Source organism: Nostoc sp. LPT (assembly GCF_017115165.1).
In the GTDB taxonomy this organism is placed as follows: domain Bacteria; phylum Cyanobacteriota; class Cyanobacteriia; order Cyanobacteriales; family Nostocaceae; genus Nostoc.
In genome coordinates this window covers 75637-102474 of the sequence record NZ_JABXKF010000139.1, presented here as the reverse complement: position 1 = coordinate 102474, position 26838 = coordinate 75637, and the positions used below count along the sequence as shown (strand labels likewise).

Below are 26838 nucleotides of genomic sequence, written 5' to 3'. Positions count from 1 at the left end.
TCTTCGGAGAAAAATGAAACTCTCCAGGAGGCTTTTGTTATTTCTTTCTGTTGTCTGAGAAGAAAACATTCTTTTTTGATTTGTGAGAATTGAAAGTTACAGATCCCTGACTTTTCAAAGAAGTCGGGGATCTTGTCTCTTAGGAATTATTTAGGATTGTTATTGGCTAGTTGCGATCGCTATCATTTGATCTAGACCGAGGTATCAACAATCCAATATATGTACCGACAGCAAATTTGGTTAAATCTAGAAATGGAGGGCGACTCTTCTCGTCGATAACTGCAAGAGTGAGAGAACCAATCACCATAATCAGTGTTACAACAGCCAGCACTTCATCTCTTGAAGGAAATTTCTTGGATAACATTGACCCACTCCCAAATTGTTTGAATCACTACATCCATACTTTGACAGGTGAGTGTTTGTTCTAGGCTTAAATACAGGTTTGAGATATGAATGAGTTGTGTATGCGATGAGGATGAATTGCCAAATTGGTAGTTAGAATCAGCAAAAGTGTAGTGGTTAGCTTATGTCCGGGCGATCGCTTTCCTGTTCTCTAGAAGGTATCCAAAAAGCAAAAAGAGCTTTAATTCGCTGTTCCTTAACTCAAAAAGCATTAGCTGAAGATTTAGAAGTAACTCGCCAGCCGATCGGAAAGTTCTTTACAGGTAAACCTGTTGACCGCAATCTCTTTGTCCAGATTTGCGACAGGCTAGACCTAGAGTGGGAAGAAATAGTTGCTGAACCAGCCAGTGAACCAGAGATTAATCAAGATAACAGCATTGATATTGATGCGATCGTACAAACAGTACGCGAAAAAATAAAACCTCTCATTCAAGAACGCTGTGGCACAATGCGGGTGTTAGATATGACTCAACCCGTTGGGTTAAATGACATTTACACCAGTGTCAATATATTGGAGAAAATCACTGGACAGCAGCGGTTAGGAATTGATGAATTATTGCAGCACTGTAGCAGCCAGGATTTTGACCTCTTTGGACTTAACAGAATTACTGAAAAACGAGTGCCAGGACTGGAAGTGGTTGAGAAATATTCCAAGCTGATAATTTTGGGGAAACCAGGAGCAGGTAAAACCACATTTTTGAAGTATTTAGCGATTCAGTGTATTGGAGGTGAGTTTCAGGCTAAACGTGTCCCGATTTTTGTTAACCTCAAAAACTTTGCGGAAGTTGCAAACAAACCTGGATTATTGCAACACATCATTGAAGAGATGATAAATCCTATCTCTTCTATCCGAGATGTACTAACCTATGGCAAGGCATTAGTTTTACTAGATGGATTGGATGAAGTTAAAGAAGAGGATAGTAACCGTGTATTAAAGGAAATTCGTGAGTTTTCTGATCGTTTCTCAAAAAATCAGTTTGTGATGACTTGTCGTATTGCAGCACGCAAGTATACCTTTGAGAAGTTCACAGAGGTAGAAGTTGCTGATTTTGACGATGACCAAATTTCCAACTTTGCCAATAACTGGTTTAAAGATAAAGCTGTAAAACCAGAGACTTTTATCAAACGTCTCGAAGAGAATAACCGCATTAAACAACTTGCTGCAAGTCCGCTACTGCTGACGTTGCTTTGTTTAGCATTTGAAGAGTCAGGAGATTTCCCTGCAAATCGTTCTGAGTTATATAAAGAAGGACTGGATGCGTTATTAAAAAAATGGGATGCCAATCGGGGAATTGAACGCAATCAGATTTACAAAAAGCTATCAGTCCAACGCAAAGAAGATTTACTCAGCAAAATGGCGTTGACTACTTTTGAAAGGAGTGAATATTTCTTCAAGCAGAAAGTAGCAGAGCAATATATTACAGAATACATCCGTAATTTACCCGGTGCTAATACTGACGAAGAAGCATTGCAAGTTGACAGTGAGCAAGTTTTGGGTTCAATTGAACATCATCATGGACTAGTTGTAGCAAGGGCAAAAGGGATTTACTCATTTTCTCACCTCACATTTCATGAGTATTTTACAGCTAGAGAATTTGTGGTTGTGAGACAGTCATCAGAGGAAGCACTGCAAAATCTTGTTAGCCACATCACTGAAAAACGCTGGCGGGAAGTTTTATTGCTAGCAGTTGGAATGTCGCCAAATGCAGATCATGTGTTGTTATTGATGAAAAATCAAGTCGATTCGCTTTTAGCTAATGATGATAAATTGCAGCAGTTTCTAAAGTGGATAAGTAAAAAATCTCTTTCAGTTAACGTTCCTTACCAGTTAGCAGTTATTCGCGAGTTTTACTTTGCTTTTATACTGGGGCGTAATCTTTCTCTTAGTAATAGCTGTATAGGAATAGACCTTGATTTTTGTCTTATCTCTTACCCTGGATTCTGGACTGTCATTAATAACGACGATACTAGAGATTATATTGAGTTTAATTTTATACTTAGTCCTCGACTTCAACTTTTTTTTAATTTTAAGTATAGAAAAGATGATTATATTAGTAAATTAACTTACAGTCTTATTTTCGGTCTAAAATCAGCATTACTACCACTCATAAACCAACTACCTGAAACAAAAACAGACTTGAAAATCCATGAACAATGGTGGAAAACAAACGGTCAAAATTGGACTCAGCAATTAAGAGCAGTAATAATGAGGTATCGCAGAATTGATAGTGATTGGCAGTTAAGCAAGCACCAGAAAGGATTACTTAACAAGTATTACAATGCCAATTTATTATTGGTGGATTGCCTGAATAGCGATTGTTATGTCAGCCGGGAAGTGCGACAGCAAATAGAAGATACTTTGCTATTACCGATCGCAGAGATTAAACAGCGCCAGCAACAATCTTAAATACCCATATAGCAAATACTAAATCATTCGTTAAGAAAGCAAAAATATTTTCCAATTTCTAGCAAATAAATCTAGAATAAAAGTAAGAGTTCACAGCCAGCCTATTCGCCTCTATTTGATGGCTGAAGATATGTGGACATAAGTAATAAAACAGTATTCTGGAACAAAATCATACTCATTTTGCGTCCTATGAGCGTCTCACCTTTAATTTTAGTAACGCGCATTAGCAGGATACAAATTCTGAACAGCGATGTCTACGACGGGCTACGCCCACGCGAGCGCACAGACTTCCCATCATAATAAGTACTTGTATACGCCTATAGACAGGTTCAAAAACAGTCAGAAACAAACTCAGTGAATCCTCGTCATTAAACACATCACATACATAAAGGACAATCCTCTTATGACTCGCATACATCAATGGAAATCTGGAACTGCTGCACTTATGGTAATGGCAGTTACTACAACCGTCATTAGTCCCCTATTGAGCTTGGCTCCTGCTAATGCACAATATAGAATTAACCAAGACAGAATTGGACAATACGGAAACGTTACCATTCCTTTTGGAGTTGCTTTTCCTGTAACCTACGAAAAAGAAACAATTACTATTGCTCCTGGGGAAAGTAAATCTCTAACCTTGAGAATAGCGAACGACATTATCGATAGAAATAGAAATGTCTTAATTCCTGCTGGTACTAAAATAAATGGACGGCTAGAACCTGTTGACTTAGATGGTTATTCTAGAGATAGAAATGATAACCAAGGAAAAGGCGTAAGGTTTGTCGCTCAAGAATTAGAATTTTCTAACGGTCAGCGTCAGTCGATTAATGCAACTTCTCGGACATACACCACAACTCAAAGAGTTAAACAGGGGCCCAACACCAATCAGGTTTTAACTGACGCAGCTATTGGTGGGGGTGCTGGTCTTTTAGGTTCACTAATTACTGGCAACAACAGAATTGACGATTTAAAACCTGTTATTGGTGCGGCTGCGGGTGCAGGTGCGAGTGTACTATTGCGGAAAAAAGAAGGAAATGCTTTTGTCCTCAGACCTGAACAGGATTTAAGGCTCACATTGAATTCTAACTTGAATTTAGTACCACAATCCCGCTACTAGATTTAACTTCATTCAAGTTGTGAATTTAATCATCCCTGATATGCGATCGCCACTTTAACTAGAGTGTGCGATCGCTTTTATTTTTAACCCTAAAAAATTCTATTGAACAGCAACTATTCCACCTCTATATCGTCTTAATCAGTATGAATATTTATTGGAATACTTATTTAAAAGTTGGCTCTATTGTATTTTGTATCCAAAAGAGTATTCAAAATTCTGGAATATCCTGATACTTTTGTTAAGTAGTAAGTAGCGATTAAGGAGCCTTTTCTTGTGGTAATTCAAGGTTTCGGTTTAAGCACATATCTTGCAATTCCCCTGGTATTAAGTCTTTCGGCTCAGGGAGAAAGTATAAAAGTATCTTTAGTTGAAAACGTCCGTCAGATATCCACAAACAAAGAAATGAGTCTATCCAGCCACGACAACCTAATCAGCCAGAATTCAACACCGAAAACATACTATGTTAGTGGTAGTGGAAACGACAATAATAGCGGACTCTCTACTTCATCAGCTTTTAGGACAATTCAAAAGGCAGCAGACCTTACTAACCCTGGCGATACAGTATTGATTATGAACGGAGTATACAAAAATATAGGCAAAGCTGGAAATGTAGTAAATATTAAACGTTCTGGAACTGCAAATGCATGGATTAAGTATAAAGCATATCCTGGGCATTTCCCAAAAATTCAGCACAATACATGGAATGGGATCACGATTTCAAATAAAGCTTCATATATTGAGATCAACGGGCTAGAGGTTATAGGAAACAATGCCAATATAACCCTTGATTATGCGATGAGTGAGAAGACTAACAAACTAAACCCACTGACGAATGGAAACTGTATCAACGTTGACGGACGAACCAATGGTCATGTTCATCACATCCGTATTTTGAACAACAAAGCGCATGACTGTGGAGGAGCAGGTATTTCAGCGATTCAAGCAGACTATGTGACAATAGATAATAATGTGGTATTTAATAATGCCTGGTATGGTGTTTATGGTTCTAGTGGTATTTCAATGTTGAATAATTGGAATTCTGACAACAACCAGGGATACAAGATGTTTGTTACCAACAATAAGACCTACAACAATCGCATGTACATCCCTTGGATTGCAGTCGGAAAGATCACAGATGGTAATGGCATTATTATCGATAGTACAAGAAATCAAGACAACTCAAAATTGAGTGCATATAAAGGACGTACTTTAGTTAAAAACAATCTTGCATATAAGAATGGTGGATCGGGGATTCATGCATTTTTTAGCGATCATGTTGATATTGTAAATAACACAGCTGTTTTAAACAATCAGAGTCCAGAACTTAATGGTGGGCAAATATTTGCTCATACGTCATCTGATGTCAAAATTTTCAGGAACATCCTCTATGCTTTTCCTGAAAAAAATATTAATAATAACACTAAAAACAAAAACGTTGTTTATGACTATAATATCTATCTCAATACTTCTAATAGTTCTAAGATAAGTGTTAAGGGACCTCACGATATTGTTGCAGATTCAGAGTTTTTAAGTAAGCATCCCACTATTGAAAAAATATCTGACGATTGGAAATCACAGTCAGAGACACAAAATCCGCCAACGCGGACTTCTATACAGGCTAATTCGGCAGGTTTTGTTTGCGATCCAGTCAATTATCCTTTGCAAGACAAACCCATCACAGTGGGATGCTCCCCGCTATCTTCAACTCAAACTGCTTTTTCTGATGTTTCATCTAACTATTGGGCGGCACAATTTATTCAACAATTGTCTCAGCAAGGTGTAATTGCCGGATTTCCCGATGGTAGCTTCCGCCCAGAAGAACCGGTGACGCGCGCTCAATTTGCCGCAATGGTCGACAAAGCTTTCCCAAAAGCACAGCAACGGACAGCAATCAATTTTGCTGATGTACCCAGCAACTATTGGGCATCCAGTGCGATTGGGCAAGCTTATACCATTGGTTTCTTATCTGGTTATCCTGGAAATCGCTTTGAACCTAATCAAGCTATTCCCCGCGAACAGGTTTTGGTTGCCCTTGCTAACGGTCTGAAATATAGTCCCAGTGGCAATCCCGAAAGCACTCTGCAATACTTCAACGATGCCCCTAACATCGCTAGCTATGCCCGTAGCCCGATCGCCGCAGCAACCCAAAAGCAAATTGTGGTGAACTATCCGAATGTGAACTTCCTGAATCCAACTGCAACTGCTACTCGCGCCCAAGTAGCAGCTTTTATCTACCAAGCATTAGTTAGTTCTAATCAAGCCTCAGCAATTAACTCGCCTTATATCGTGTTAAGACTCAACAATTAACTCGCCGTATACAGTAGTTGTCGGGTCTACTACTTCAACACCTATATCAGTCACAATTAGAATCTGTTGACTTAGATAGTTATTTAATAGGCGATCGCTACCTTAACTAGAGTGTGCGATCGCCTTCACTTTTAACTATAAAATTGTCTATTTAACAGCAACTATTCTTTCTCTACATCGTCTCAATTAGTACCTGTCTTTTTGAAAATTTGCTAATAGGTAATAGCTTGATTACATTACTCCTATTAACTAGTTATTTTGGCATAAATTCTTTTAATTATGAGTGTATGACTAAAGTAATGGTTTTTACAAAAAGCAAAAAAATTAGGAACTTTGTACTTTAGTAAATGTCTAACTAATTAACAGTAAAAAAATAATAGAACTGGAGCAAAAAAAATAATGTTTAACTTAAATCGTTGGCAATCTAGAACAGCTGCACTCATGGCTTTGAGCGTCACAGTTGGTACTGTAGCTCCTTTCATTACAGCTTCACCATCTTTAGCTCAAACGACTTTTTCTGATGTTTCATCTAACTATTGGGCAGCACAATTTATTCAACAATTGTCACAGCGAGGTGTAATTGCCGGATTTCCTGATGGTAGTTTCCGCCCAGAAGAACCGGTGACACGCGCTCAATTTGCTGCGATGGTCAACAAAGCTTTCCAAAAAGCCCAGCAACGGCCAGCAATCAATTTTGCTGATGTACCCAGCAACTATTGGGCATCCAGTGCAATTGGGCAAGCTTATACCATTGGTTTCTTATCTGGTTATCCGGGAAATCGCTTTGAGCCTAACCAGGCTATTCCCCGCGAACAGGTTTTAGTTTCCCTCGCTAACGGTTTGGAATATAGTCCCAGTGGCAATACCGAAAGCACTCTGCAATACTTCAACGATGCCTCTAACATCGCTAGTTATGCCCGTAGCCCGATCGCCGCAGCAACCCAAAAGCAAATTGTGGTGAACTATCCGAATGTGAACTTCCTGAATCCAACTGCAACTGCTACTCGCGCCCAAGTAGCAGCTTTTATCTACCAAGCATTAGTTAGTTCTAATCAAGCCTCAGCAATTAACTCACCTTATGTCGTGGCTGTCGGGTCTACTACTCCAACACCAGTATCAGTCACAATTCCCCAAGGGACTGCTATTCCTGTGAAGTATGACAAGGCAGAAAAAATTCTAGTTACAAAGGATGAAACATCGCCCTTGACATTGACAGTATCCCAAAACGTGGTGACACAAGACGGATCTGTAGTGATTCCTGCTGGTAGTCAGGTTATTGGTCAACTCAAACCTGCTACAGGCGGTTCTCAATTCGTTGCCGAGAAACTAGTTTTGGCCAGTGGTCAAGAGTATCAGCTTAATGCTACTTCTGACGTTATTACCAAAACTGAAACCGTTAAGAAGGGTACTAGTATTGGTTCAATTATCAAGAATACTGTATTGGGCGCAGGTGCGGCAACTGCGGTATCTGCTGTCACTGGCGATCACGCCATTGCCACAGAAGAAGTCTTGGGTGGTGCTGGGATCGGTGCGTTGGTTGGTCTGTTCTTTGGTAAGAATAGTGTTGACTTAATCGCCATTGACCCTAATACCGATTTACAAATGACCATCAATCAAAACTTGTTGGTTTCATTAAGATAGTCATTAGTACATCTAAAGCCGAATTGTAAGAATAGCGTAAATGCTGTATATTGTATGTATACAGTACTTACGCTAGTTTTTTTATCAAACTAAAAATTTTTAGAAAATTGCTTAAACTAAATTTAAGTTAAGCAAATTTTTTACGCGGTTTTTTATTAATTTATGAGAGTGATAATAGCGCTTTAGAGGTGAGACAAGACTAATTTTATAGGTATTATTAAAAAAAAATAATTTCAATGATTGGTACTTTCAGTAGACTAAAAAGTTTTGAAAGTTGAGGAAAGAATAAGGATTTTATGCGACTTTGTTGGAGTTTTCCATCACGACCATAAGCGTAGACACTGCATCGGCTTGTCGTAGACATCGCTCTATTGTTTTTTATTCCATCCTTGAAAGAAGTCTAAGTCAAGCCGTTCGTAACCGTTCGATGTCTCGCATCGGTGGCGCACCGAACAGGCGTGAATATTCACGGCTGAACTGTGAGGGACTTTCGTACCCAACCTGGTAGGCAGCAGAGGTTGCATCACAATCTTCCGTCAGCATCAGGCGACGGGCTTCTAACAGTCTTAACTGCTTTTGATATTGAAGTGGACTCATTGAGGTCACTTGTTTGAAGTGCTGATGAAACGACGAAGTAGACATTCTCACCTGCTTTGCTAAGTCCTCGACTCGCATCGGCTGAGTAAACTTAGACTTGATCCGTTTGATCGCTTCAGCAATTCGCTGCATACTGCTGCCAGATGTAGCAATTTGACGCACGGCTTCACTTTGTTCCCCGATCAGCAGACGGTAGTAGAGTTCCCGAATCATCATCGGTGCCAGCATGGGAACATCCTGTGGCGTATCTAAGAGCTTAGTGAGGCGAAGGGCACAGTCAAGCAACGTGGGATCAGCGTTGCTCACAAATAAGCCTCGGACAGAGTTCTCTTTCTTCGCTGAACTAAAATTCATTTGAGCAGCCATTTCACAAAGTTGCATTGGGTCTAGGGTCAGCTTTAATCCTAAATACGGCTGATCGGTTGTCGCCTCAACAATACACCCACCGATGGGGAGATCAACTGAGACAACAAGACATTGCCCGATCTCATAGGGATACGTTTCCTCTCCCAGTATTATGTCTTTCTTGCCTTGAACGAGAATGGCCAAACGCGGTTCATAATCCTGGTAAATGACGGCAGATGACGCATTTGATCGCGAAAAGCTTAAGGGTGCGATCGCAGTTGGGTAGACAAGGTTACCATTGGGTTCGGTGTACCGCGCCACTAATGCCGCCAGCGCTTGGCACTGATCTGCAACTACCTCAGAATTGGGGATAACGAAAGTCACGGTAAAGCCTCGACTCATTCAATGCCCTACACGATTATAGAATGTCTTCAAGTGATCCATGCTGGAGAATTAGGCAAGGATCAAAGAGTTTTAGGCATTGGAAACGCTGAATCGAATTCGTAGGATGAAAGCATCTCAAGCAAGACCTTAAAAAGTCCGAAGAACGATGCCGCATTTCTTTCCTAAAACAATTAGAAACTTCTTGGAGGAAATGGCAATCCGTCCAAACAAACTTTGAAAGCAGTTTTACACCTTTGAACCCCTCAATAACAACTCAAGCAATAAGCAGGAGAACCCATTTATGCAAAATACTCCCCAACAAATGAAAGCAATGGCTGTGGACGAGTTCGGTCATGCTGACAAGCTGACTTTGCACACCTTACCCGTGCCTATGGTAGATGCAGGCGAAGTTTTGATTCGCATCGAGATTGCCGGAGTTGGCATCTGGGATGAGATGGAGCGTGAAGGTGAGCTGGTGTATAACGAAGTTCACTTTCCGCGTGTGCTAGGCGGCGAATGTGCAGGCACGATCGTTGCCATTGGCGACGGCGTTGAGCGTTTTGCTGTTGGCGATCGCGTTTACGCCCAGAGCTTCATGAACTACAAGGGCGGTAGCTATGCCCAATACGTTGTTGTCTCCGAAAAAACGATCGCGCCGATGCCCGATAGTCTCGATATGCTGATGGCAGGCGGGCTACCCATTGCTGGTATAACAGCGCTAAACAATTTGCAGGCGCTGGGAATAGGCAGCGAAACCAAATTAATGCTGTGGGGCGCGAGTGGTGGCGTCGGTCACGTCGCGCTGCAACTGGCTAAACGTATGGGGGCACACGTTTTCGCGATCGCATCGGGTGCAGACGGTGTAGCGTTGGCCAAGCAATTGGGTGCTGATGAAGTGGTGGACGGACACAGCGACGACATTGCCCAACGTGCCCGCACTTTTGCGCCCGATGGCTTCGATACCGCGCTGGTACTGGTGGGCGGCGACACCGTTCAATCCACGCTGAGTTTGGTGCGTCAGGGCGGAATTATCGCCTTTCCTAATGGCGTGATGCCCGAACCCAAAGCGCCCGACGGTGTGGAACTCAAGAAGGCAAATGGCTTCGCCGACCCGATATTGTTAGACGAACTTAACCGATTGATCGGTATCGGTGAGTTTCAAGTTCACATCGCACAGACATTTGGGCTGGAAGAGGCGGCACAAGCGCAGGATGCCATGAAACAGCACTATCTGGGCAAAATCGTGTTGCGCGTGAGCGGCGAATAAGCGCTGATTGAATTTCCAGCTTTTACAACAACTTTACTCTCAACAAACTCTGACATCATTCATTTTGTACATCTTTGCAGGAAAAATACCTATGAATCTCACGGACAACACCATCCTCATCACTGGAGGCACAAGCGGCATCGGTCGTGCGCTTGCCGAGGCGTTCTATCAACGCGGTAATCAAGTCATCATCGCGGGTCGTCGTCAACATCTTCTCGACGAAATCACCGCCGCTCACTCCGGTATGCACGGGATTCAACTTGACGTTCAAGACCCGGCGGACATCGAAACCTTTGCGTCCCGCATTCGAGAGCAGTTCCCTAAACTCAATGTTCTGATCAACAATGCCGGAATTGGTAAGACGGAAGACCTAACCTCAGATCCGATCGATTTCTCCGTGATGCAGTCTACGATTCAGACTAATGTTGTCGGTGTACTTCACCTCACGGCGGCACTCCTCCCGACTCTCAAACAGCAACCGCATTCAACGATCATCACCACCACCTCTGGCTTGGCTTTCGTTCCCATCAGTCCATATCCGACCTATTGCGCGAGCAAGGCTTTTCTGCACTCTTGGTTGCAGTCGCTCCGCGTTCAGCTTCAAGAAACCTCCGTGGAGGTTCTTGAACTTGCCCCACCCTATGTACAAACGGAGCTTGGCGGGGCTAGTCAGGCGACTGATCCTGCCGCAATGCCACTTGCTGACTTTATTGCTGAAGTGATGCAGATTCTCAGCACTCCCAACCCGCCCCACGGCGAAATCCTTGTTAATCGTGTCAAAGCACATCGATTTGCTGAAAGGAACGGTGACTATGAGCAAATATTCGCGAGCCGCAACGAACAATGACAAGCTATAGGAATCTATCGATCAGCAGGAGAGGGCTTTGATCGCACGCAGCGACATCAATGAGAAATGGACTTTCAAAATTGCTTTCGTTAAATCACTAAAAAATTCTTGGAGAAAGTAGCAATATGTCTGAGCAAACGAACCTTGGCGGTACTTTTACGTTGCCGAACACTTCAATCACAGTGAAGCGCACAGGCTATGGTGCCATGCAACTCGCGGGTCCGAATGTATGGGGTGCGCCGCGAGATGTGGATGCAGCCGTTGCTGTTTTGCGCGAAGCGATCGCACTTGGCATTAATCATATCGATACCAGCGACTTCTACGGACCTCATATCACGAATCAGATTATCCGACAAGCACTGCATCCCTACCCGGAAGATTTAGTGATTGTCACCAAGGTTGGAGCGCGTCGTCCTGAAGATGGATCGTGGGTACCCGCGCTATCACAGCAGGATCTGACCGAGGCGATTCATGACAACCTGCGTAACCTCGGACTCAAGACGATCGATGTTGTCAATCTCCGACTGATGGGTGACGGTCATGGACCATCGGAGGGTTCTCTTACAGAGCCGCTGACGACCCTAGTCGAACTCAAAAAACAGGGGTTGATCCGTCACCTGGGTCTGAGCAACGTCACTCCTAAGCAATTGGCAAAAGCGCAAACTATCACAGAAATCGTCTGCGTGCAGAATCAGTACAACCTAGCGCACCGGGAAGATGACGCTTTCATTGACGACCTCGCGAAGCAGGGAATTGCTTATGTGCCGTTCTTCCCGCTGGGCGGGTTCAATCCGTTGCAATCGTCAGCGCTCGATGCTGTCGCAGCATCACTTGGAGCCACACCGATGCAGGTCGCATTGGCATGGCTGCTTCAGAGATCGCCGAACATCCTGTTAATTCCCGGAACGTCATCCATTAGTCATCTGCACGAAAACATCAAAGCGGCAGATTTGCAACTTTCACCGCAAACGATCGCAGATCTCGACGCGATCGCTACAACTGCGGTTCAGTGAAAACATTATTGTCTAAGGCTAAGTCATACCAATTCAAAATTTAAAATTCATGCATTAAGAAAGCCAGACAGAACAAAGGTTTGAGAGTATGTATCTGTCGCATTCTTTTTTCAAATTGGTATCACTTCACCGAAGAACTAATGAAGTCAATTAAGTTGCGGCTTGACTTAGCAATCTTTACGTTGAAGCTTGGAAAAATCGAAGACTATTAAGTAAAATCAGCCAGTTGATGAACTAGAACAGCACATTTCTTTTTCCGATGCGACGAATTTTAGCTAGGCATTCAGAATTGTCTGAATCTAAGTCGGGCATGAGACAATACGGTTCAGTTAAGGCTCAAATAGCTGTAAATTGGTTATTTTATTACTTGGAAAGGCTTAACCCGTTCTCAATAGACTAATTCTCAACTTCCGGTAACCAAATAATAAAAGTAGTTCCTGGTCTATTAGGTGAAGTTAGCTTAGAGTTGATTGCAGGGCTGAAAATCTCGATTTCGCCCTGCATTTGCTCTATTAATTGTTTAGCGATCGCTAACCCCAAACCTGTGCCGGGGATTTCTGTTTGCGCTTGTACACCCCGATAATGCCGTTCTCCAAGATGTTCTAAATCCTGGGGTGGAATGCCTGGCCCGTTATCACTAATGACTATTCCCTGAAAATGAGCTTTTTCTTGCCCCGCCTGAATCAAAATTTTACCGCCAGTGGGAGTATATTTCAAAGCATTATCAATAATATTAGTCAATACCTCTCGTAATGCTTTGACGTTGGCACGCACTAGAGATGAATTATCTTGAATTTCAGTTATTAGTTTTAGCTTTCGTTCTTGGGCGATCGCTTTGGCTGATATTAATAATGGTTCTAATATATCTGCTAACGAGCAGTCAACTGCTTTATCTCCTGTTCCCGGTAATAATAGCGGCGGTTTAGCGTCTTTTTGGATACTTGCTTCTACAAATACTCCATCTTCCGGTAGATGTAGTGGTGCTAAATCTGCCTCTGTCAAGTCAATTACTTGCTCAAATTGTTGCAGTAATTCTTGGAGGCGATCGCTTTCCCGGACAATACTATTTGCCACATCTCGGTTAGCATCTGCTGGTCGTAGTCGCTTTAATAGCAGTTTGCCAAAAGTCCGTAATGCTGTTAATGGGTTACGAAACTGATGCAACAGATTATCCAGCAAATCCCGTTGTTTTTCTTGGAGAATTTGTTGCTCGCGCAACTGTTCCTCAAACCATGCTCGCCGCTGATCTAAAATACAAGCGATCGCTAATGTTTGGGCTATCCGTTGAATTTGACTTTGCTCGTGTTCATTCCATGCCCGGTCTTTCCTGCGTGTCACCAGTAACCCCATCATCACACCCTCATAAATCAGAGGTAAAACAATTTGGTTGCCACTAAGTAGGTATTCCTCTTTAAGATCGGGTTGAGACGCATCTGGTATGTCAGACTCCTGTGATGAAGTTGGAGATTCTGAAGCCGGTGTCAATAACCTTCCTTGATGATTGGGTAATATAAACGCATTTCCGACTTGAAGTTGCTTGTATGCCGTCGCTTCAATAGTTTCCTCTCCTTGGGGTAATAATGCTGTTTCCGGGTAAATCACCACAGGAATCAGTTTGGCATCGCCGGAAGGAGTATCTACCAATTCTTGTGTTAGGTACACAATACTTAAAGTCGCTCCCAGCCCTTGGGTTAGTAGCGCTATTTGCTCTCGACACAGAGCAAGAAAATCAGAACTGGCAGACATTAACATTTTTTAGCTTTTGCTCAAGATTATAGATTTTGAGGCATGATGTAAGAGAGGATACTTAAATTTTTACCTCACTCATTTAATAAAGCTTAACTAAAATTTTCTTAGAGATGGTTTGTACTAAGAGATTATATTCTTAGGTAATTTTGTTTTCTCTATGTTTCAAATATATTAACTTTCTTATCTTTAAAGGTTAAAAAGTATTGATATTCTGAACTAGAACCTATATAATTACGACGTATTTTGTAGCTATCACTACAATCTATAAGCTTGAAAGAGGAGGACAATAGATTGGCAAGGAGACGCAAAAGGAAGAGTCGTCGTCGTCAGGAAGGACGGCGCATTTTGGAGCACGTGCCTCAATATAGTATCGAAAGTGGCGAAGAAAAGCCTGTGACAGCAGCGAGAAGATTCATTCAAGCTGAAGGGATTTTGCCACCGGCGTTGCTACTTGTAAAGCGAAATGAACACACTACAGATCGTTATTTCTGGGCAGAAAAGGGACTGTTTGGTGCTCAATACGTAGAGGAAAACCATTTCTTGTTTCCTAGTTTGAGGGTGTTAGAACCTTCACCAGGTCAAGAACCTCTTGCTTTAGCTAGTCGATGAACCATAGATGGTCATCTTGAGCATTGAATGTGGCTCCTGACTACTATTAACTGGCAAAATTGCTAAGTTTATGCAAAATTTAATTTTTTTTTAGTTTGTAGCTGATTTGCCAGTAAATCTAGTCCAGGTAGTTGGAAAGTGAACCTGTTTCAAACCACGCTAGATTGCATGGGTTGATACTACTTTGATTGTGCAGAAGGGAGTGGGTATAGAGCCAAGTGCCTCTAAAAGGAAGAGTGAAGTTGCGCTCTTATGCCGTAGATGGTTAAGTAAGCTCTGTCAATAAATTTAAGTTAATGAATTTAAATTTTTCCCCACGACCAAAGTTGTGGGGAAAACTGACAAAGCAGCAATCTTGATTTTCTCCTGACTACTTTCCATTGCCTGCATAGTAGGTCAGGTCAGAAGTCTGCATATCATAGTTAAGAGATGGTCGCAAAAATCAACAATTATTTCCCAGGCTTGAGCTGTAGAGTCCTCTGCAACTCACTGAGTTCATCTCGATGGGCAACTACAGTTACCTTACTTGAGGAGGTTTGTTCGCTCTGAGTTGTTTCTACTTTGAGCGACACCTTCTCAAGTCTTCCAGATTTTTTCCAATAAAATAGACCACTTAAAGGCGATAGCAGTACCATCGCCAGAACAAGGGTACTGAGGCTAGAAAAAAACAGGGATGCCACCAGAGATAGACAAACAATCCCAGTAGCTGCCAGTAAAGTTAGAAATATAGCTAAGAACCAGCTAGGGCGAACATTACCTTCAAAAGTTACCTGATTTTGTTCTCGGTCTACTGCTGCCACTCGGTAAGACCGCGATCGAAAATACTCTTTTAATTGAGACATTAAAACAGCTTCATCTTGCTCAGATACTAGTTGGGCCATTTCTGTGCGGTCTTTAGTCGAGGCACGAATAAAGAAAAACAGCCCAACCGATAACAACAAGGTTAGCAGGAACGTAGATGGCAGAATAGCAGTATCCATAACTAATTGTTAGTGTTTGACTGGAGGAGACTTATTCATTATCAATTATTCGTTACTTTTTCCTCCTGTTGATGTAGTCAAGCCATTGAAAAGCTAAATCCTGAGCTTGAACTTGCCATTCGGGAGAAACTTGGTACATCCGCCTGGGGCGCCCCCGTCCTTCGAGTTTCTTCCAATATCCAGTGATTGCACTTTGGTCTTCCAGAAATTTAATTGCACTGTAAAGTACGGTATCTGAAAGCCGATAGACGGGATACTCAGTTTCTAATTGCTCGATCAACTCGGTTCCGTAGGATTCACCTTGTAATAAAACAGACAGTATGTAACAAACTGCTAGTTCCTGACAAAGGTAAGTTGGCGGAGGATTCTCAAAAAATTGATATATATCCTCAAGTTTCATGGTTAGTGAATGGCTAAAAAAATGCCTTAAGGTAAAGTCTACAATCCTTGTAGTCAGTATACAGTGCTACTACTACGTGAGTAATACATAATAAAGCTACTTAGACTAGATATCCATTGCGTAAACATCAAACAATTACCCACGCCTGTGAAGTTGTGGGGCTTGGCGAGTTTTAGGAGTACAAAATAATGTACCCCACTCAAGCTCGATACGGTGTGGTGAGGAGCGAACAGACAGTGAGGAAGTCACTATCTTGGTGTTAACTGATGCCGAGCTGGTTAGAACTGCTTAAGCAATAAAATGCCATCGAAGAAATTTTACAGGTAAAATGCTATTTTGTCTGTAAAACTTAATAAACACTTTGTTTTACAGTGATTTTCCCAATGCAAATTCTAAAATCTTAAGCTAGGGGATATATCTGGGATCGAGCTGCTACGTCGGTAGACACACTTAAAGTAACTACTTCTAATTTCCACGATCGCAGAATTTCTTGTCTTATTTAGCAAGTGTAATAGTAAATTTATCAAAGAAGGCGCTAAAAACCAGGGGAAAGAACTCTCCGTGTCCCCTCGTCCTCGCCTCCCTTAATCAAGCACCCAGCACATTGGCGATCGCTATGTCACAAACTCCCGATGCCCCTTCATCTTCCTCAACTCTTAGGGCAATTGCCCAAACTTTTCGCCTTATAGGTTGGATTAGCTTCTGGATTCAGCTAGTACTAGGCGTTGTTTCTAGCATAATTGTGTTGCTGTTCGCCATCTTTAATCAAAGAGCTGGCAGTCCTACTAATAATCCTGGGACTGGTTTTGGTGTATTTTTAGCAATTTGTGGACTGGTTGTTTTAGGTGGGGGCATTTATTTAGCTTACCGTTACACGAGAATTGGCAAGCAATTGGAATCCTCCAATCCTAGCAACCGCCCTCGGAAAAGCGAGACTGTGCAAGTATTACGCTTAGGAGTATGGGTGAATTTAGGAGGAACGCTGGTGACTCTTTTGGGGGCGCAGGCGATCGTTGGTACACTGGTAGCAAGATCCATTTCTCCCCAAGCGATAACTACCCAATTTTTTGACCCTACCCGAATTATTAGCGGTCTAGATATGCTTGTGGTGCAGGCAAACACTAACACCGTCTCAGCCCACTTTGCAGGGCTTATTGCGTCACTTTGGTTGCTCAATCGGATTAACCGACCCTAATATTATCAGTGCTGAGTTTTCAAAAGTATAAAGAAGTTAATCAGAATTTTTCCGAAACGGACAAAACTGGGTGTGAAGACAACTACATAATCCTTGAAAAACATCTTATTAGTACAGCACTGCGTAATTCAAATCAATGGAACGCTTGCGGTATAGGAATTACAAATTACGTTAGCGAGTCAGGAAAGCGGCACGCTGCACGTAACAAGATCCCTGTAAAGGTACGAGCGTAATTAGGAATTTTGCCACGCTGTAGTAGTAGGTGATGCCAAAACTAGCACAGGGATAATATGTACCTTTTTTAGAAGTCTGACACCATGAAAAATCAATTTGACACCATGAGAAATCAACCAGCACAGAAATTTAATCAAGACGTATGGAGATTTGGCGTACAGGTTTTCTTTAGTAGCATCGTATTGGGGCTGTGCATTTTCAAGCTTGGCTCGCCAGCAGAGGACGATAAGAATATTGCGCTTTACTGGGGTGGTTTATCAGGTGTGCTTGCATACTGGTTACCTTCACCTGGACAAACTAGAGACGATAAGGAACCACCGAATATCACTCAAAGGACGTTTGCAGCCGTTGATAACAATAATGGTAATGATCAGAGTCTTGCTCAGGTTTCTGAAACGACAGTGACTCAAAATACGAATTCATGATTGGTTTAATGCATTATATGGTTTCTTAGCCCTGGCAATGATGCTAGGGTAAAATCTTGCTCAAAGATTAAGACTGATTTTTCTAATAAACTTTGTTTTTGCAGTTACAGCAAAGCAAAATTACTATATGCTAAATGCTTATGTGTTAACTGTATTGACAGGAAGATTTTAGGCTAAAAACTGAGAAAAATCTGTGCTGGATATTAAGCAAATACGGGAAAATCCGCAATTAGTTCAAGAACGATTGAATAGTCGTAGTGGTAAATACGACATCGAACCGATATTACTGTTAGATCGGCAACAACGGGAACTTGAAGGGACGCGTAGTCAACTTCAAGCCCGGAGCAACGAAATTGGTAAAATTGTCGGCCAGAAGATTAAATCTGGGGTCAATCCTCAAGACCCAGAAATTCAAGCTTTGCGGCATGAAGGTAACTCTGTTAGAGCTACGTTGAGTCAACTGGAACCCCAAGAAAAAGACCTCAAAGCTGAAATTGCTCAACTTGTGTTGGCGCTTCCCAACTTACCAAGCGACTCTACACCCCTTGGTAAGAATGAGGAAGATAACGTAGAGGTGCGGCGTTGGGGTGATAAGTACATTCCCCAAAACCCGAATATTCTTCCTCACTGGGAAATTGGCGAAAAGCTGGGTATTCTCAATGTTGAACGAGCTGTAAAAGTTGCCCAAAGTCGCTTTGTGACGTTGATGGGCGCTGGTGCGGCATTGGAGAGGGCATTAATTCAATTTATGTTGACTCTCCATACTCAAGCTGGATATGTAGAAGTCAGTCCACCGCTGTTAGTGAATACTGAGTCTTTGACAGCAACCGGTCAGTTACCCAAGTTTGCGGAAGAAAGCTTTAAATGTGCTGATGATGACTTATGGCTGATTCCTACGGCGGAAGTTCCACTTACAAATCTCTACCGGGGTGAAATTCTCGCTGCTGAAGATTTGCCTATTTACCACTGTGCCTTTACTCCCTGTTTTCGCCGCGAAGCTGGTAGTTATGGGCGCGATATGCGGGGATTAATTCGCCTACATCAATTTAACAAGGTGGAAATGGTGAAGTTTGTCGAACCCAGTACGTCTTTTGATGAACTGGAGAAATTGGTAGGGAATGCAGAAGCAATTGTACAGGCGTTGCAGTTGCCTTACAGAGTAGTAAATTTAAGTACTGGAGATTTGGGATTTGCCTCTACCAAAACTTATGATTTAGAGGTTTGGTTGCCCTCTTCTGGCAAATACCGTGAAATTTCTAGCTGTTCCAATACTATAGATTTCCAGGCGCGACGGGCTGATATTCGCTTCAAAGAGGCGGGGAAGAAAGGTACTCAGTTCGTACACACTCTAAATGGTTCGGGTTTGGCGGTAGGAAGGACGATGGCAGCAATTTTGGAGAATTATCAACAAACTGATGGGACGGTAAGGATACCAGAAGTGTTGCAACCTTACTTGGGACGTGAAGTTTTATAATTTGTCATTTGTCATTAGTCCTTTGTCATTTGTTATTTACCAATGACCAATGCCCAATGCCCCATGCCCAATGCCCAATTAGAATGGAGATAACTATAGCTTAATATCTTCACTAATTTACTCTATGTCAGTTTTAGCAGCGATCGCAGTCTTGGCTGTTTTGATCTTGGTACACGAGTTGGGACATTTTGTTGCAGCACGTTCTCAAGGCATTCTCGTTAACCGTTTTTCTTTGGGTTTTGGCCCAGTTCTTTTGAAGTACCAAGGTTCACAAACCGAATATGCTGTCCGCGCCTTTCCCTTGGGCGGCTTTGTGGGTTTTCCCGATGATGACCCCGATAGCGATGTTCCACCCAATGACCCAAATCTGCTGCGTAACCGTCCAGTTTTAGACCGGGCGATAGTTATCAGTGCCGGAGTAATCGCCAATTTAATATTTGCCTACTTGGTGTTGGCTCTGCAATTGGGTATTGTCGGCATTCCAGAGAAGATTAACTTTCAACCTGGTGTCATCGTCAAGCCGGTTGATGAACAATCTATTTCCTACCAAGCAGGTATTAGGGAAGGAGACATTATTCTGGCTGTTAATGGTCAGGAACTCCCCGCTTCTGAAAAAGCGACAGTTTTTCTCACAAAAGAAATTAAAACTCATGCCAATCAGCAAATCGAACTAAAAATAAAACATGAAAACCAACCAAAGTCTCTAAAATTAACCCCAAAGCTGGGAGATAAAGGCCAAGGTGTAATTGGCATTGAACTTGGCCCCAATGGTACAGCAGTTTATCGCCGTCCTAATAGTCCTTTTGAAATTTTCGGCATTGCTGCTAACAGGTTTCAACAATTATTTGTGGGGACACTCAGTGGTTTTGGGCAGTTAATTACCAACTTTCAACAAACTGCTGGACAAGTTTCTGGGCCAGTTAATATTGTCAAAATCGGTGCAAAATTAGCTGAGGACAATACTGTAAACTTGTTGTCTTTTGCGGCAATTATCAGCATTAACTTGGCTATTATCAATATTTTGCCTTTACCAGCTTTGGATGGCGGACAACTCGCTTTTCTGCTGATTGAAGGTTTACGCGGTAAGCCTGTACCCGCCCGGATTCAAGAAGGTGTAATGCAAACCGGTTTGGTGTTACTCTTAGGCTTAGGAATTTTTCTGATCGTCAAAGAAACTACCCAATTAACTAGCCAATTGGAATGGGTACAAAAATTGTTCCAGTGAGCATTACCCGCAAATCGTTATCTAAAAAGCAACGGGCGCTAGAAATTTTAGCTCGGCTGAAGCGTCTTTATCCAGATGCTACCTGCTCTTTGAATTACTCAACGCCAGTACAATTGTTGGTGGCAACGATTCTCTCTGCTCAGTGTACTGATGAGCGAGTGAATAAGGTGACACCAGCTTTATTTGCTCGGTTTCCTGATGCTGAGAGTTTAGCGATCGCTGACTTAGTAGAATTAGAAAACTTGGTGCGTTCAACCGGATTTTATCGCAATAAAGCCAAGAACATTCAAGCCGCATGTCGGATGATTGTCACTGAGTTTAACTCTGTTGTCCCCAACAAAATGGAGCAATTATTAAAGCTTCCAGGTGTGGCGCGAAAGACAGCAAATGTAGTCTTGGGTCATGGTTATGGCATTAATGTTGGGGTGACAGTAGATACTCACGTTAAGCGCCTGTGCGAACGTTTGGGTTTAACTCAAGCAAAAGACCCGGTTCGGATTGAGCAAGATTTAATGGGTTTATTGCCTCAGCCTGATTGGGAAAATTGGTCAATTCGGCTGATTTATCACGGTCGTGCTATTTGTAAAGCCCGCTCTCCCGTCTGCGTTGCTTGTGAGCTTGCCGATTTATGTCCTGCTGCAAATAAGCCAGTGGTTGTAGGATAAGCGACACAAGTAACCCCAGAATTGATGGAGAGACTGTAGAATGGAAAACGGTGTCTTTAAATAAGTTAGAGAATTTATGGCAAAAAAGAGCTTGATTGAGCGCGAGAAAAAGCGCACCAAGTTGATCGAAAAGTATGCTGACAAGCGAGAAGCTCTCTTAGAAGAGTTCAGAAGTGCAGCATCTCCTTTGGATAAACTGGAAATCCACCGGAAGATTCAACAGCTACCCCGGAATAGTGCGCCCACCCGCCACCGCAACCGTTGCTGGTTGACTGGTCGTTCTAGAGGTGTTTACCGCGATTTTGGGTTGTCTCGGAACGTGCTGCGAGAATGGGCGCATGAAGGTCTTTTGCCTGGAGTTGTTAAGGCTAGTTGGTAGTCAAGAGTCATTAGTCATTAGTCATTAGTCATTAGCAAATGACAAAGGACAAAGGACAAATGACAAAATATTATTGACCACAACACTTATCAATTCCCAGACTTTCTAAGAGTAGATCGCTGACGGCGTTGGCGATCGCAAACTCTCCGTAGAAGCTATTGGAAAAATCATAGGACTGCATCTCTGTGACAATGGCAATTACCAGAGAACCAAGGTCATTTTCTCCTTCCATCCGTTGACGCACAAAAATCTGTGCTGCTCGTTGGGCTATGTTTTGGTTTACTGCTTCGGGGATAAATTCTGTATCTAGCCACCGTTGTAAGCGTTCTCTTAACCATTCACCTTCGAGCAGGGGGTTTTCAGGGGGTGGTAGGGTGATGGGTGGAATTGGTTGAGTCATTTTTTTTAACGCAGAGGGACGCGGAGGGAAACGCTAAGGAACGCTGAGGTTGATTTTTTAGGATCAAATTGCGTTTCTAAGAGTGTTTTTTTATATTTATTTATGCAATATGATATCGCCGCTATTGTTGAGGGCTATGCACAAGGCTATTTTCTCATGGCTGATGAGCGCGATCGCCTGAGTTGGTACGGAAGTCGCGAGCGGACTTTGATTCCTTTGGATGAGAGGTTTCGCTATCCTAAGTCTTTGCAGCGCGTTCTGAATCAAGAGCGGTTTACTGTGGCGATTAATCGAGACTTTCAGGCTGTGGTGGCTGGCTGTGCTGACAGAGAGACAACCTGGATTTCACCGGAATTAAAAAAGATTTACTGGCTGCTTTACCAGAGTGGTTATGCTTATAGTTTTGAAACTTGGCAAGGTGAGGAACTCGCTGGGGGAATTTTAGGGATTGTAATTGGTGGGGCTTTTATTGGCGAGTCGATGTTTTACCGCATTCCCGAAGGTTCAAAGGTGGCGATGGTAAAGTTGGTAGAAAGATTGCGTCAGAGAAAATTTGTGTTTTTTGATGCCCAAATGATGAATCCCCATTTGGAAAGATTTGGTGCTTATCGGGTTGGGCATGAAGAATATCAATCTTTATTTCAGCAAGCGTTGCAACGTACTTATAACTTAGTGTAATTTTGCCAGAAAAGCCGGATGTGATTGTTACTGATGTAGTAGTGCCGGGAATAAAGGTATTGCTATAAAAAATGTTTTAATCATTATAATAGCGATCGCGCCCATTTTGTTTGGCACAGTAGAGTGCTTTATCTGCTGAGGCAATGAGTATATCTGGCCTGATGTTCCAAATGGGTATGCGAGAGGTAATTCCCAAACTAACGGTGATGATATTCCTGATATCAGACTGTACATGGGGAATAGCTAGAGCATGAATTGCTTGCTGAATACTTTGCGCTACTTTAATCGCTCCTGCTAAGTCAGTATTGGGCAAGAGTACCAAAAATTCTTCTCCACCATAACGCGCCACTAAATCGGCAGGACGATGAATTGTCTGTTGCACTATTTGCGCTATCCTCATTAGACAATCATCGCCTGCAAGATGACCATAGTAATCGTTGTAAAGTTTGAATTTATCAACGTCAAACATAATTAGTGACAAGGGTTGTTGTTCTCGTGCAAGGCGTCTCCATTCTGCTTGCAGTCGTGCATCAAAGCAACGACGGTTAGCCACCTGAGTTAAGCTATCTAAATTTGCCAGTTGTTCTAGTTTCTGATTTGCATCTTGGAGAGCCAATTCAATTTGTTTACGTCCAGTGATGTCGCGTATGGTAATAGCAAAACCATCATTGAGTTTGACTGCGACAAAGTGATACCAGCAAGAATTACCTAATGGATGGTAAAAATCCCGTTTTAAAGCTTCCCCTGTTTCGACAAGATTAACAAAGTGATTAAAAAGTTCTGGTTCTAGACGGGCTAAGAATTTTTTGAGTACTAATTTGCCAATCACCTCTTCACATTTGCTTCCGAAGGCTCTAGCAATCACAGGATTGATAACTAAGCAACGGAAATCCTCAATGTCCCCAGTTGCAGGGTTGCGGACAGCTTGCATCGCGGCAATACCATCTAGCGAACTATTCAAAATGCTGGCTAGCATTGCCCTGGACTGATACAGTATCTCTTCTGTTTCCTTACGCTTAATATTTTCTTGTTCTAGAAGCCGTTGCTGACGTTGAATGGTTAACTGATTTTCTAGACGCGCTACAACTTCTTCCATCTGAAAGGGTTTGGTGATGTAGTCTATGCCCCCTGACTCAAAGGCTATCACTTTATCGAAAACATCATCTAAAGCACTAATAAAAATAACGGGAATGGTGCGTAGAACTTCATCTGCTTTCAGAATTCTACAAACTTGATAGCCATCCATCTCTGGCATCTTGATATCTAAAAGAATGATATCTGGTCGCTTCGCCTTTACTGTTTTTAGTGCCATCCGCCCACTTGTGACGCTGCGAACAGTGTAGCCGAGTTTGACCAGAGAATCACTTAATAAATGTAAATTTTTGGGACTATCGTCTACAAGGAGAATATTACCTTTATTTTCTTTATCAGAATCAAGATTCATTGCTTCTCAGGGGTTCGGCTAAATCAACCAATTCCTCAAATTCAAATTGACGGGCAAGTTTTGTTAAAGATTGAATTAAAAAAGTTTCTGTTTTAGGAATATCTCTAATTAATTCTCTAACACGATTAGTATTTGCTTCTAAAGCAGCTTCATAGAATTGATTAATCCATTCTTGAGACATACAAATGAGATTGTTAGATGTTAAAGGATTTTTTTCTGTATATTCCAAGTTTGAATAATTATTTTCAGCAAATATATATTTGACACCAAGATGTTTGGCTAGTGTGTCAAAAATTGTATGTTCTGCAAAAGGTTTGCGGAGAAAGTCATCACATCCGGCTGAAAGGACGATCGCTTTTTCTTCTTCTAAAACACTTGCTGTCAGAGCAATTATAGCTGTAGCATTCCCCTTGGTAGTGAACTTGATATATTTTGTAGCTTCGTAACCGTCCATGACAGGCATTCGCATATCCATCCAAATCAGGTGGGGTTCCCATTCATTCCAAATAGCGATCGCTTCTTTGCCATTACTAGCTTCTTTCATCTCAAACCCTAATGGTTGTAAAAGTTTAATTAATAATTGGCGATTAATAGCTTTATCATCTACTATTAATAGTTTATATATAGGTTGTCCTGGTGCAAGTTCTAATACTTTTGGATGTCCTTCTAAAGTATTGCTATTTGTTTCTTGACCTAATTTTGCTTGAATATAAAATTTAAAGGTTGTCCCTACTCCTAATTTACTTTCAACAGAAATATCTCCTCCCATTAACTGAATAAACTTGCGACTAATTGCTAAACCTAAACCTGTTCCTTCTTGTGATTCTTTTCCAGCTTGGGCTTGGGAAAAAGTATTAAATAGTTTGGGTAATTCTGCGGCTGCAATCCCTACTCCTGTATCACAGACTTTAAAATTAAGAGTTAAAATATCTATGATTTCTTCACTACTATTATTTACTGTTAAACTAATTGTTCCTTTGTGAGTAAACTTAATGGCATTACTAATCAAATTAATTAATACTTGCCGGAGTTTTAACTCATCTGTACAAATATAACATGGGAGATTTTCACTACGTTGAAATATTAAATTTAAGCCTTGATTGCTTGCTTGTAAATACAGCATATCTTCTAAGTCATCTAGCAAGCGATACAGGTCAAAGTCTCTGGGATTAAGAGTAGTTTTACCCGCTTCTATTTTTGATAAATCGAGAATATTATTAATGAGTGTTAGTAAATAATCGCCACTGTGATAAATGATCCCGGCATTTTCATAATGCTCGGCAGGCAAGTTTTTAGCGCGTAACATTAATTGAGAAAAACCTAGAACAGCATTGAGGGGCGATCGCAATTCGTGACTCATATTAGCAATAAATAAACTTTTAGCTTGATTTGCTACTTCGGCTTTTTCTTTAGCAATGGCTAACTCTGATGTTCTCTCCTGTACCCGTTGTTCCAAAGTTTCAAAAGATGTTTGTAACTGAAGTGCCATGTTGTTAAACGATTTTGCCAGTTGACCTATTTCGTCCTTTGAGTTATTTTTGGCGCGGATATCTAAGTTACCTGCGGTAAACTGGAAAACTATATTGGTAAGGTGAATTATTGGCTTTGTTAGCAGTTGCCCAATGACAAAAGCGATGATTGTCACTACTCCAGCGATAAATGCAAATAGAAAAATTGCGTCACGAATTTGCTTTTCTACAGGCGCTAGGGCAACCACAAGGGGTCGTGCAAACAACACAGACCAAGGTTTATATTGCAAACGAGCGATCGCAATTAGGTTAACCTGATTACCTGTTGCTTCTAAAGGAGAAATTAAATACGACTGTTTATTCTCTAATACTTGTTTAAGTTTTAACTCATTAGTTGCCAATTCTTTGACAGAAGAATTAGGCAAACCGCGTTGCCGTTGCAGTTGATTTGCAATATGGTCAGGCAGAGGTACAATTGATTTAAAAAGCAGTTCTGGTGCAATGCTATGTGCCAGATAAATATTATTTTCATCTAAAAGAATAGCAAAAGATTTTGCCCCAGCTCGTTCAGTTTGTCGAGTTACTAACTGCTGAACAACAGTAGCATTGTATGAAACACGCAATACACCCAATATATCTCCCTTGGCATTGCGAACCGGACTGCTAAAAAAGAGGGTAATAAGGTCAGGAATTGTCGGCGACTGCTTCATACTAGAAACAAAAGAGAAACCAGTTTGTAGCGGTTTTTTAAAATAATCTTGAACTGATTCATCTTTGCCAATGTTCAGTGTACGTGTATCCAATACATTTTTACCGTTTGAGTCGAGCAAAGCATAAGAGAGAATATTGAGCATATCTTTGCGACTGAGACGGATTAATGTTTCTGTCGCCAATTGCATTTCGGGGCTGTCATCTCGCTGTTTTGGATTTAAGCTGAGATAGCTTGCCAAACCTGGTAAAATTGCCTCTACGCGCACGGCATTGAGATTTCCATCAATAAAGGCATCTATTCTGTTAGCAGTTTCGTTTGCCGCCGCAGATAGGGCTTGTCGGGCGTTGTCAGTTAGTGCTTTTTCGGTTGTCTGTTTGTTGACAAATGCCAATAACAGCAATGGAATCAAAGCAACAACGAGAAACGAAGCGATTAACTTTGTACGAATGCCGCCCAAAAAAGAGTGCTGCATA

General features: G+C 41.8%; 23 protein-coding genes and 1 pseudogene. 16 read left to right on the top strand and 8 right to left on the bottom strand.

Going from position 1 to position 26838, the window contains the following annotated elements; all coding sequences use genetic code 11:
* Positions 1-166 precede the first annotated feature (166 nt).
* On the bottom strand, positions 167-364 hold the full coding sequence (locus HWQ58_RS26235) for a hypothetical protein (protein ID WP_292777771.1): 198 nt from the start codon (positions 362-364) through the stop codon (positions 167-169).
* A gap of 162 nt (positions 365-526) precedes the next feature.
* On the opposite strand from HWQ58_RS26235, the gene HWQ58_RS26230 reads away from it, so the two are divergent.
* The 4 genes and pseudogenes from HWQ58_RS26230 to HWQ58_RS26215 all read left to right on the top strand — a co-directional run bounded on the left by HWQ58_RS26230 (position 527) and on the right by HWQ58_RS26215 (position 7874).
* Positions 527-2809: an NACHT domain-containing NTPase gene (locus tag HWQ58_RS26230; protein WP_292869329.1), complete on the top strand. Its 2283-nt coding sequence runs from the start codon at positions 527-529 to the stop codon at positions 2807-2809.
* Between the two features lie 403 nt (positions 2810-3212).
* Complete coding sequence (locus HWQ58_RS26225; RefSeq protein WP_292869326.1) at positions 3213-3926, top strand: conjugal transfer protein TrbI; 714 nt, start codon at positions 3213-3215, stop codon at positions 3924-3926.
* Between the two features lie 1707 nt (positions 3927-5633).
* Positions 5634-6215: pseudogene (locus HWQ58_RS26220) on the top strand (S-layer homology domain-containing protein); the annotation flags it as partial.
* Between the two features lie 417 nt (positions 6216-6632).
* The gene (locus tag HWQ58_RS26215; RefSeq protein WP_292869323.1) at positions 6633-7874 is read left to right on the top strand and encodes an S-layer homology domain-containing protein; all 1242 of its coding nucleotides are present in this window, start codon (positions 6633-6635) and stop codon (positions 7872-7874) included.
* 405 nt (positions 7875-8279) lie between these two features.
* Here the strand turns inward: HWQ58_RS26215 and HWQ58_RS26210 are convergent, their stop codons facing one another.
* Entirely contained in the window at positions 8280-9044 is a 765-nt protein-coding gene (locus HWQ58_RS26210; protein WP_292869617.1) for an AraC family transcriptional regulator, read from the bottom strand.
* A gap of 8 nt (positions 9045-9052) precedes the next feature.
* Here HWQ58_RS26210 and HWQ58_RS26205 point away from each other — a divergent pair, with 8 nt between their 5' ends.
* From HWQ58_RS26205 to HWQ58_RS26190, 4 genes are all read left to right on the top strand, one after another.
* A complete protein-coding gene (locus HWQ58_RS26205) occupies positions 9053-9190 on the top strand; it encodes a hypothetical protein (RefSeq protein ID WP_292869627.1) in 138 nt (45 codons plus the stop codon).
* A 311-nt stretch (positions 9191-9501) separates the two neighbouring features.
* The gene (locus HWQ58_RS26200; RefSeq protein WP_292869320.1) at positions 9502-10467 is read left to right on the top strand and encodes an NADP-dependent oxidoreductase; all 966 of its coding nucleotides are present in this window, start codon (positions 9502-9504) and stop codon (positions 10465-10467) included.
* A 91-nt stretch (positions 10468-10558) separates the two neighbouring features.
* Positions 10559-11314: an SDR family NAD(P)-dependent oxidoreductase gene (locus HWQ58_RS26195; RefSeq protein WP_292869316.1), complete on the top strand. Its 756-nt coding sequence runs from the start codon at positions 10559-10561 to the stop codon at positions 11312-11314.
* Between the two features lie 125 nt (positions 11315-11439).
* Positions 11440-12327, top strand: coding sequence for an aldo/keto reductase family oxidoreductase (locus HWQ58_RS26190; protein WP_292869313.1), 888 nt, complete (start codon positions 11440-11442; stop codon positions 12325-12327).
* Between the two features lie 396 nt (positions 12328-12723).
* Here HWQ58_RS26190 and HWQ58_RS26185 read toward each other — a convergent pair whose 3' ends face one another.
* A complete protein-coding gene (locus HWQ58_RS26185) occupies positions 12724-14079 on the bottom strand; it encodes a HAMP domain-containing sensor histidine kinase (RefSeq protein WP_292869310.1) in 1356 nt (451 codons plus the stop codon).
* A gap of 288 nt (positions 14080-14367) precedes the next feature.
* Between HWQ58_RS26185 and HWQ58_RS26180 the strand changes: the two genes are divergently transcribed.
* Positions 14368-14685, top strand: coding sequence for a DUF3155 domain-containing protein (locus HWQ58_RS26180; RefSeq protein ID WP_041566316.1), 318 nt, complete (start codon positions 14368-14370; stop codon positions 14683-14685).
* A 449-nt stretch (positions 14686-15134) separates the two neighbouring features.
* Here the strand turns inward: HWQ58_RS26180 and HWQ58_RS26175 are convergent, their stop codons facing one another.
* The gene (locus tag HWQ58_RS26175; RefSeq protein ID WP_292869307.1) at positions 15135-15665 is read right to left on the bottom strand and encodes a cofactor assembly of complex C subunit B; all 531 of its coding nucleotides are present in this window, start codon (positions 15663-15665) and stop codon (positions 15135-15137) included.
* Between the two features lie 52 nt (positions 15666-15717).
* A complete protein-coding gene (locus HWQ58_RS26170) occupies positions 15718-16065 on the bottom strand; it encodes a PadR family transcriptional regulator (RefSeq protein ID WP_104909191.1) in 348 nt (115 codons plus the stop codon).
* 616 nt (positions 16066-16681) lie between these two features.
* On the opposite strand from HWQ58_RS26170, the gene HWQ58_RS26165 reads away from it, so the two are divergent.
* The 6 genes from HWQ58_RS26165 (at position 16682) to rpsN (ending at position 21662) form a co-directional block, all read left to right on the top strand.
* Positions 16682-17260 (top strand): DUF3611 family protein, encoded by a 579-nt coding sequence (locus tag HWQ58_RS26165; protein ID WP_292869303.1) that lies wholly within the window; start codon positions 16682-16684, stop codon positions 17258-17260.
* 317 nt (positions 17261-17577) lie between these two features.
* Positions 17578-17919, top strand: coding sequence for a hypothetical protein (locus HWQ58_RS26160; RefSeq protein WP_292869300.1), 342 nt, complete (start codon positions 17578-17580; stop codon positions 17917-17919).
* Positions 17920-18112: 193 nt separating this feature from the next.
* The gene (serS, locus tag HWQ58_RS26155; protein ID WP_292869297.1) at positions 18113-19393 is read left to right on the top strand and encodes a serine--tRNA ligase; all 1281 of its coding nucleotides are present in this window, start codon (positions 18113-18115) and stop codon (positions 19391-19393) included.
* Positions 19394-19517: 124 nt separating this feature from the next.
* Positions 19518-20618, top strand: coding sequence for an RIP metalloprotease RseP (rseP, locus tag HWQ58_RS26150; protein WP_292869294.1), 1101 nt, complete (start codon positions 19518-19520; stop codon positions 20616-20618).
* The gene (gene nth, locus HWQ58_RS26145) at positions 20594-21283 is read left to right on the top strand and encodes an endonuclease III (RefSeq protein WP_292869291.1); all 690 of its coding nucleotides are present in this window, start codon (positions 20594-20596) and stop codon (positions 21281-21283) included. The genes rseP and nth overlap by 25 nt, the downstream gene beginning before the upstream one ends.
* 76 nt (positions 21284-21359) lie before the next feature.
* Positions 21360-21662, top strand: a complete 303-nt coding sequence (gene rpsN, locus HWQ58_RS26140) for a 30S ribosomal protein S14 (RefSeq protein WP_292869287.1) — start codon at positions 21360-21362, stop codon at positions 21660-21662.
* A gap of 70 nt (positions 21663-21732) precedes the next feature.
* On the opposite strand, the gene HWQ58_RS26135 is transcribed toward rpsN, so the two are convergent.
* A complete protein-coding gene (locus HWQ58_RS26135; protein WP_012410384.1) occupies positions 21733-22062 on the bottom strand; it encodes a hypothetical protein in 330 nt (109 codons plus the stop codon).
* Positions 22063-22164: 102 nt separating this feature from the next.
* Here HWQ58_RS26135 and aat point away from each other — a divergent pair, with 102 nt between their 5' ends.
* Positions 22165-22740, top strand: a complete 576-nt coding sequence (aat, locus tag HWQ58_RS26130; RefSeq protein WP_292869284.1) for a leucyl/phenylalanyl-tRNA--protein transferase — start codon at positions 22165-22167, stop codon at positions 22738-22740.
* Between the two features lie 76 nt (positions 22741-22816).
* Here aat and HWQ58_RS26125 read toward each other — a convergent pair whose 3' ends face one another.
* Together HWQ58_RS26125 and HWQ58_RS26120 are read right to left on the bottom strand one after the other, a co-directional pair.
* The gene (locus tag HWQ58_RS26125; RefSeq protein ID WP_292869282.1) at positions 22817-24184 is read right to left on the bottom strand and encodes a diguanylate cyclase; all 1368 of its coding nucleotides are present in this window, start codon (positions 24182-24184) and stop codon (positions 22817-22819) included.
* Positions 24174-26837 carry a hybrid sensor histidine kinase/response regulator gene (locus tag HWQ58_RS26120; RefSeq protein ID WP_292869281.1) on the bottom strand — a complete coding sequence of 888 codons (2664 nt, stop codon included), beginning with the start codon at positions 26835-26837 and terminating at the stop codon, positions 24174-24176. The genes HWQ58_RS26125 and HWQ58_RS26120 overlap by 11 nt, the downstream gene beginning before the upstream one ends.
* Position 26838 lies beyond the last annotated feature (1 nt).

What these genes read in the sequence shown, in the direction of transcription:
- HWQ58_RS26235 (WP_292777771.1), bottom strand. Translation starts at nt 364, where the DNA reads ATGTTATCCAAGAAATTTCCTTCAAGAGATGAAGTGCTGGCTGTTGTA.
- HWQ58_RS26170 (WP_104909191.1), bottom strand. Translation starts at nt 16,065, where the DNA reads ATGAAACTTGAGGATATATATCAATTTTTTGAGAATCCTCCGCCAACT.
- nth (WP_292869291.1), top strand. Translation starts at nt 20,594, where the DNA reads ATGGGTACAAAAATTGTTCCAGTGAGCATTACCCGCAAATCGTTATCT.
- HWQ58_RS26205 (WP_292869627.1), top strand. Translation starts at nt 9,053, where the DNA reads ATGACGCATTTGATCGCGAAAAGCTTAAGGGTGCGATCGCAGTTGGGT.
- HWQ58_RS26160 (WP_292869300.1), top strand. Translation starts at nt 17,578, where the DNA reads ATGAAAAATCAATTTGACACCATGAGAAATCAACCAGCACAGAAATTT.
- aat (WP_292869284.1), top strand. Translation starts at nt 22,165, where the DNA reads ATGCAATATGATATCGCCGCTATTGTTGAGGGCTATGCACAAGGCTAT.
- HWQ58_RS26120 (WP_292869281.1), bottom strand. Translation starts at nt 26,837, where the DNA reads ATGCAGCACTCTTTTTTGGGCGGCATTCGTACAAAGTTAATCGCTTCG.
- HWQ58_RS26215 (WP_292869323.1), top strand. Translation starts at nt 6,633, where the DNA reads ATGTTTAACTTAAATCGTTGGCAATCTAGAACAGCTGCACTCATGGCT.
- HWQ58_RS26225 (WP_292869326.1), top strand. Translation starts at nt 3,213, where the DNA reads ATGACTCGCATACATCAATGGAAATCTGGAACTGCTGCACTTATGGTA.
- HWQ58_RS26165 (WP_292869303.1), top strand. Translation starts at nt 16,682, where the DNA reads ATGTCACAAACTCCCGATGCCCCTTCATCTTCCTCAACTCTTAGGGCA.
- HWQ58_RS26200 (WP_292869320.1), top strand. Translation starts at nt 9,502, where the DNA reads ATGCAAAATACTCCCCAACAAATGAAAGCAATGGCTGTGGACGAGTTC.
- HWQ58_RS26175 (WP_292869307.1), bottom strand. Translation starts at nt 15,665, where the DNA reads ATGGATACTGCTATTCTGCCATCTACGTTCCTGCTAACCTTGTTGTTA.
- HWQ58_RS26195 (WP_292869316.1), top strand. Translation starts at nt 10,559, where the DNA reads ATGAATCTCACGGACAACACCATCCTCATCACTGGAGGCACAAGCGGC.
- rseP (WP_292869294.1), top strand. Translation starts at nt 19,518, where the DNA reads ATGTCAGTTTTAGCAGCGATCGCAGTCTTGGCTGTTTTGATCTTGGTA.
- HWQ58_RS26135 (WP_012410384.1), bottom strand. Translation starts at nt 22,062, where the DNA reads ATGACTCAACCAATTCCACCCATCACCCTACCACCCCCTGAAAACCCC.
- HWQ58_RS26190 (WP_292869313.1), top strand. Translation starts at nt 11,440, where the DNA reads ATGTCTGAGCAAACGAACCTTGGCGGTACTTTTACGTTGCCGAACACT.
- HWQ58_RS26185 (WP_292869310.1), bottom strand. Translation starts at nt 14,079, where the DNA reads ATGTTAATGTCTGCCAGTTCTGATTTTCTTGCTCTGTGTCGAGAGCAA.
- rpsN (WP_292869287.1), top strand. Translation starts at nt 21,360, where the DNA reads ATGGCAAAAAAGAGCTTGATTGAGCGCGAGAAAAAGCGCACCAAGTTG.
- HWQ58_RS26230 (WP_292869329.1), top strand. Translation starts at nt 527, where the DNA reads ATGTCCGGGCGATCGCTTTCCTGTTCTCTAGAAGGTATCCAAAAAGCA.
- HWQ58_RS26125 (WP_292869282.1), bottom strand. Translation starts at nt 24,184, where the DNA reads ATGAATCTTGATTCTGATAAAGAAAATAAAGGTAATATTCTCCTTGTA.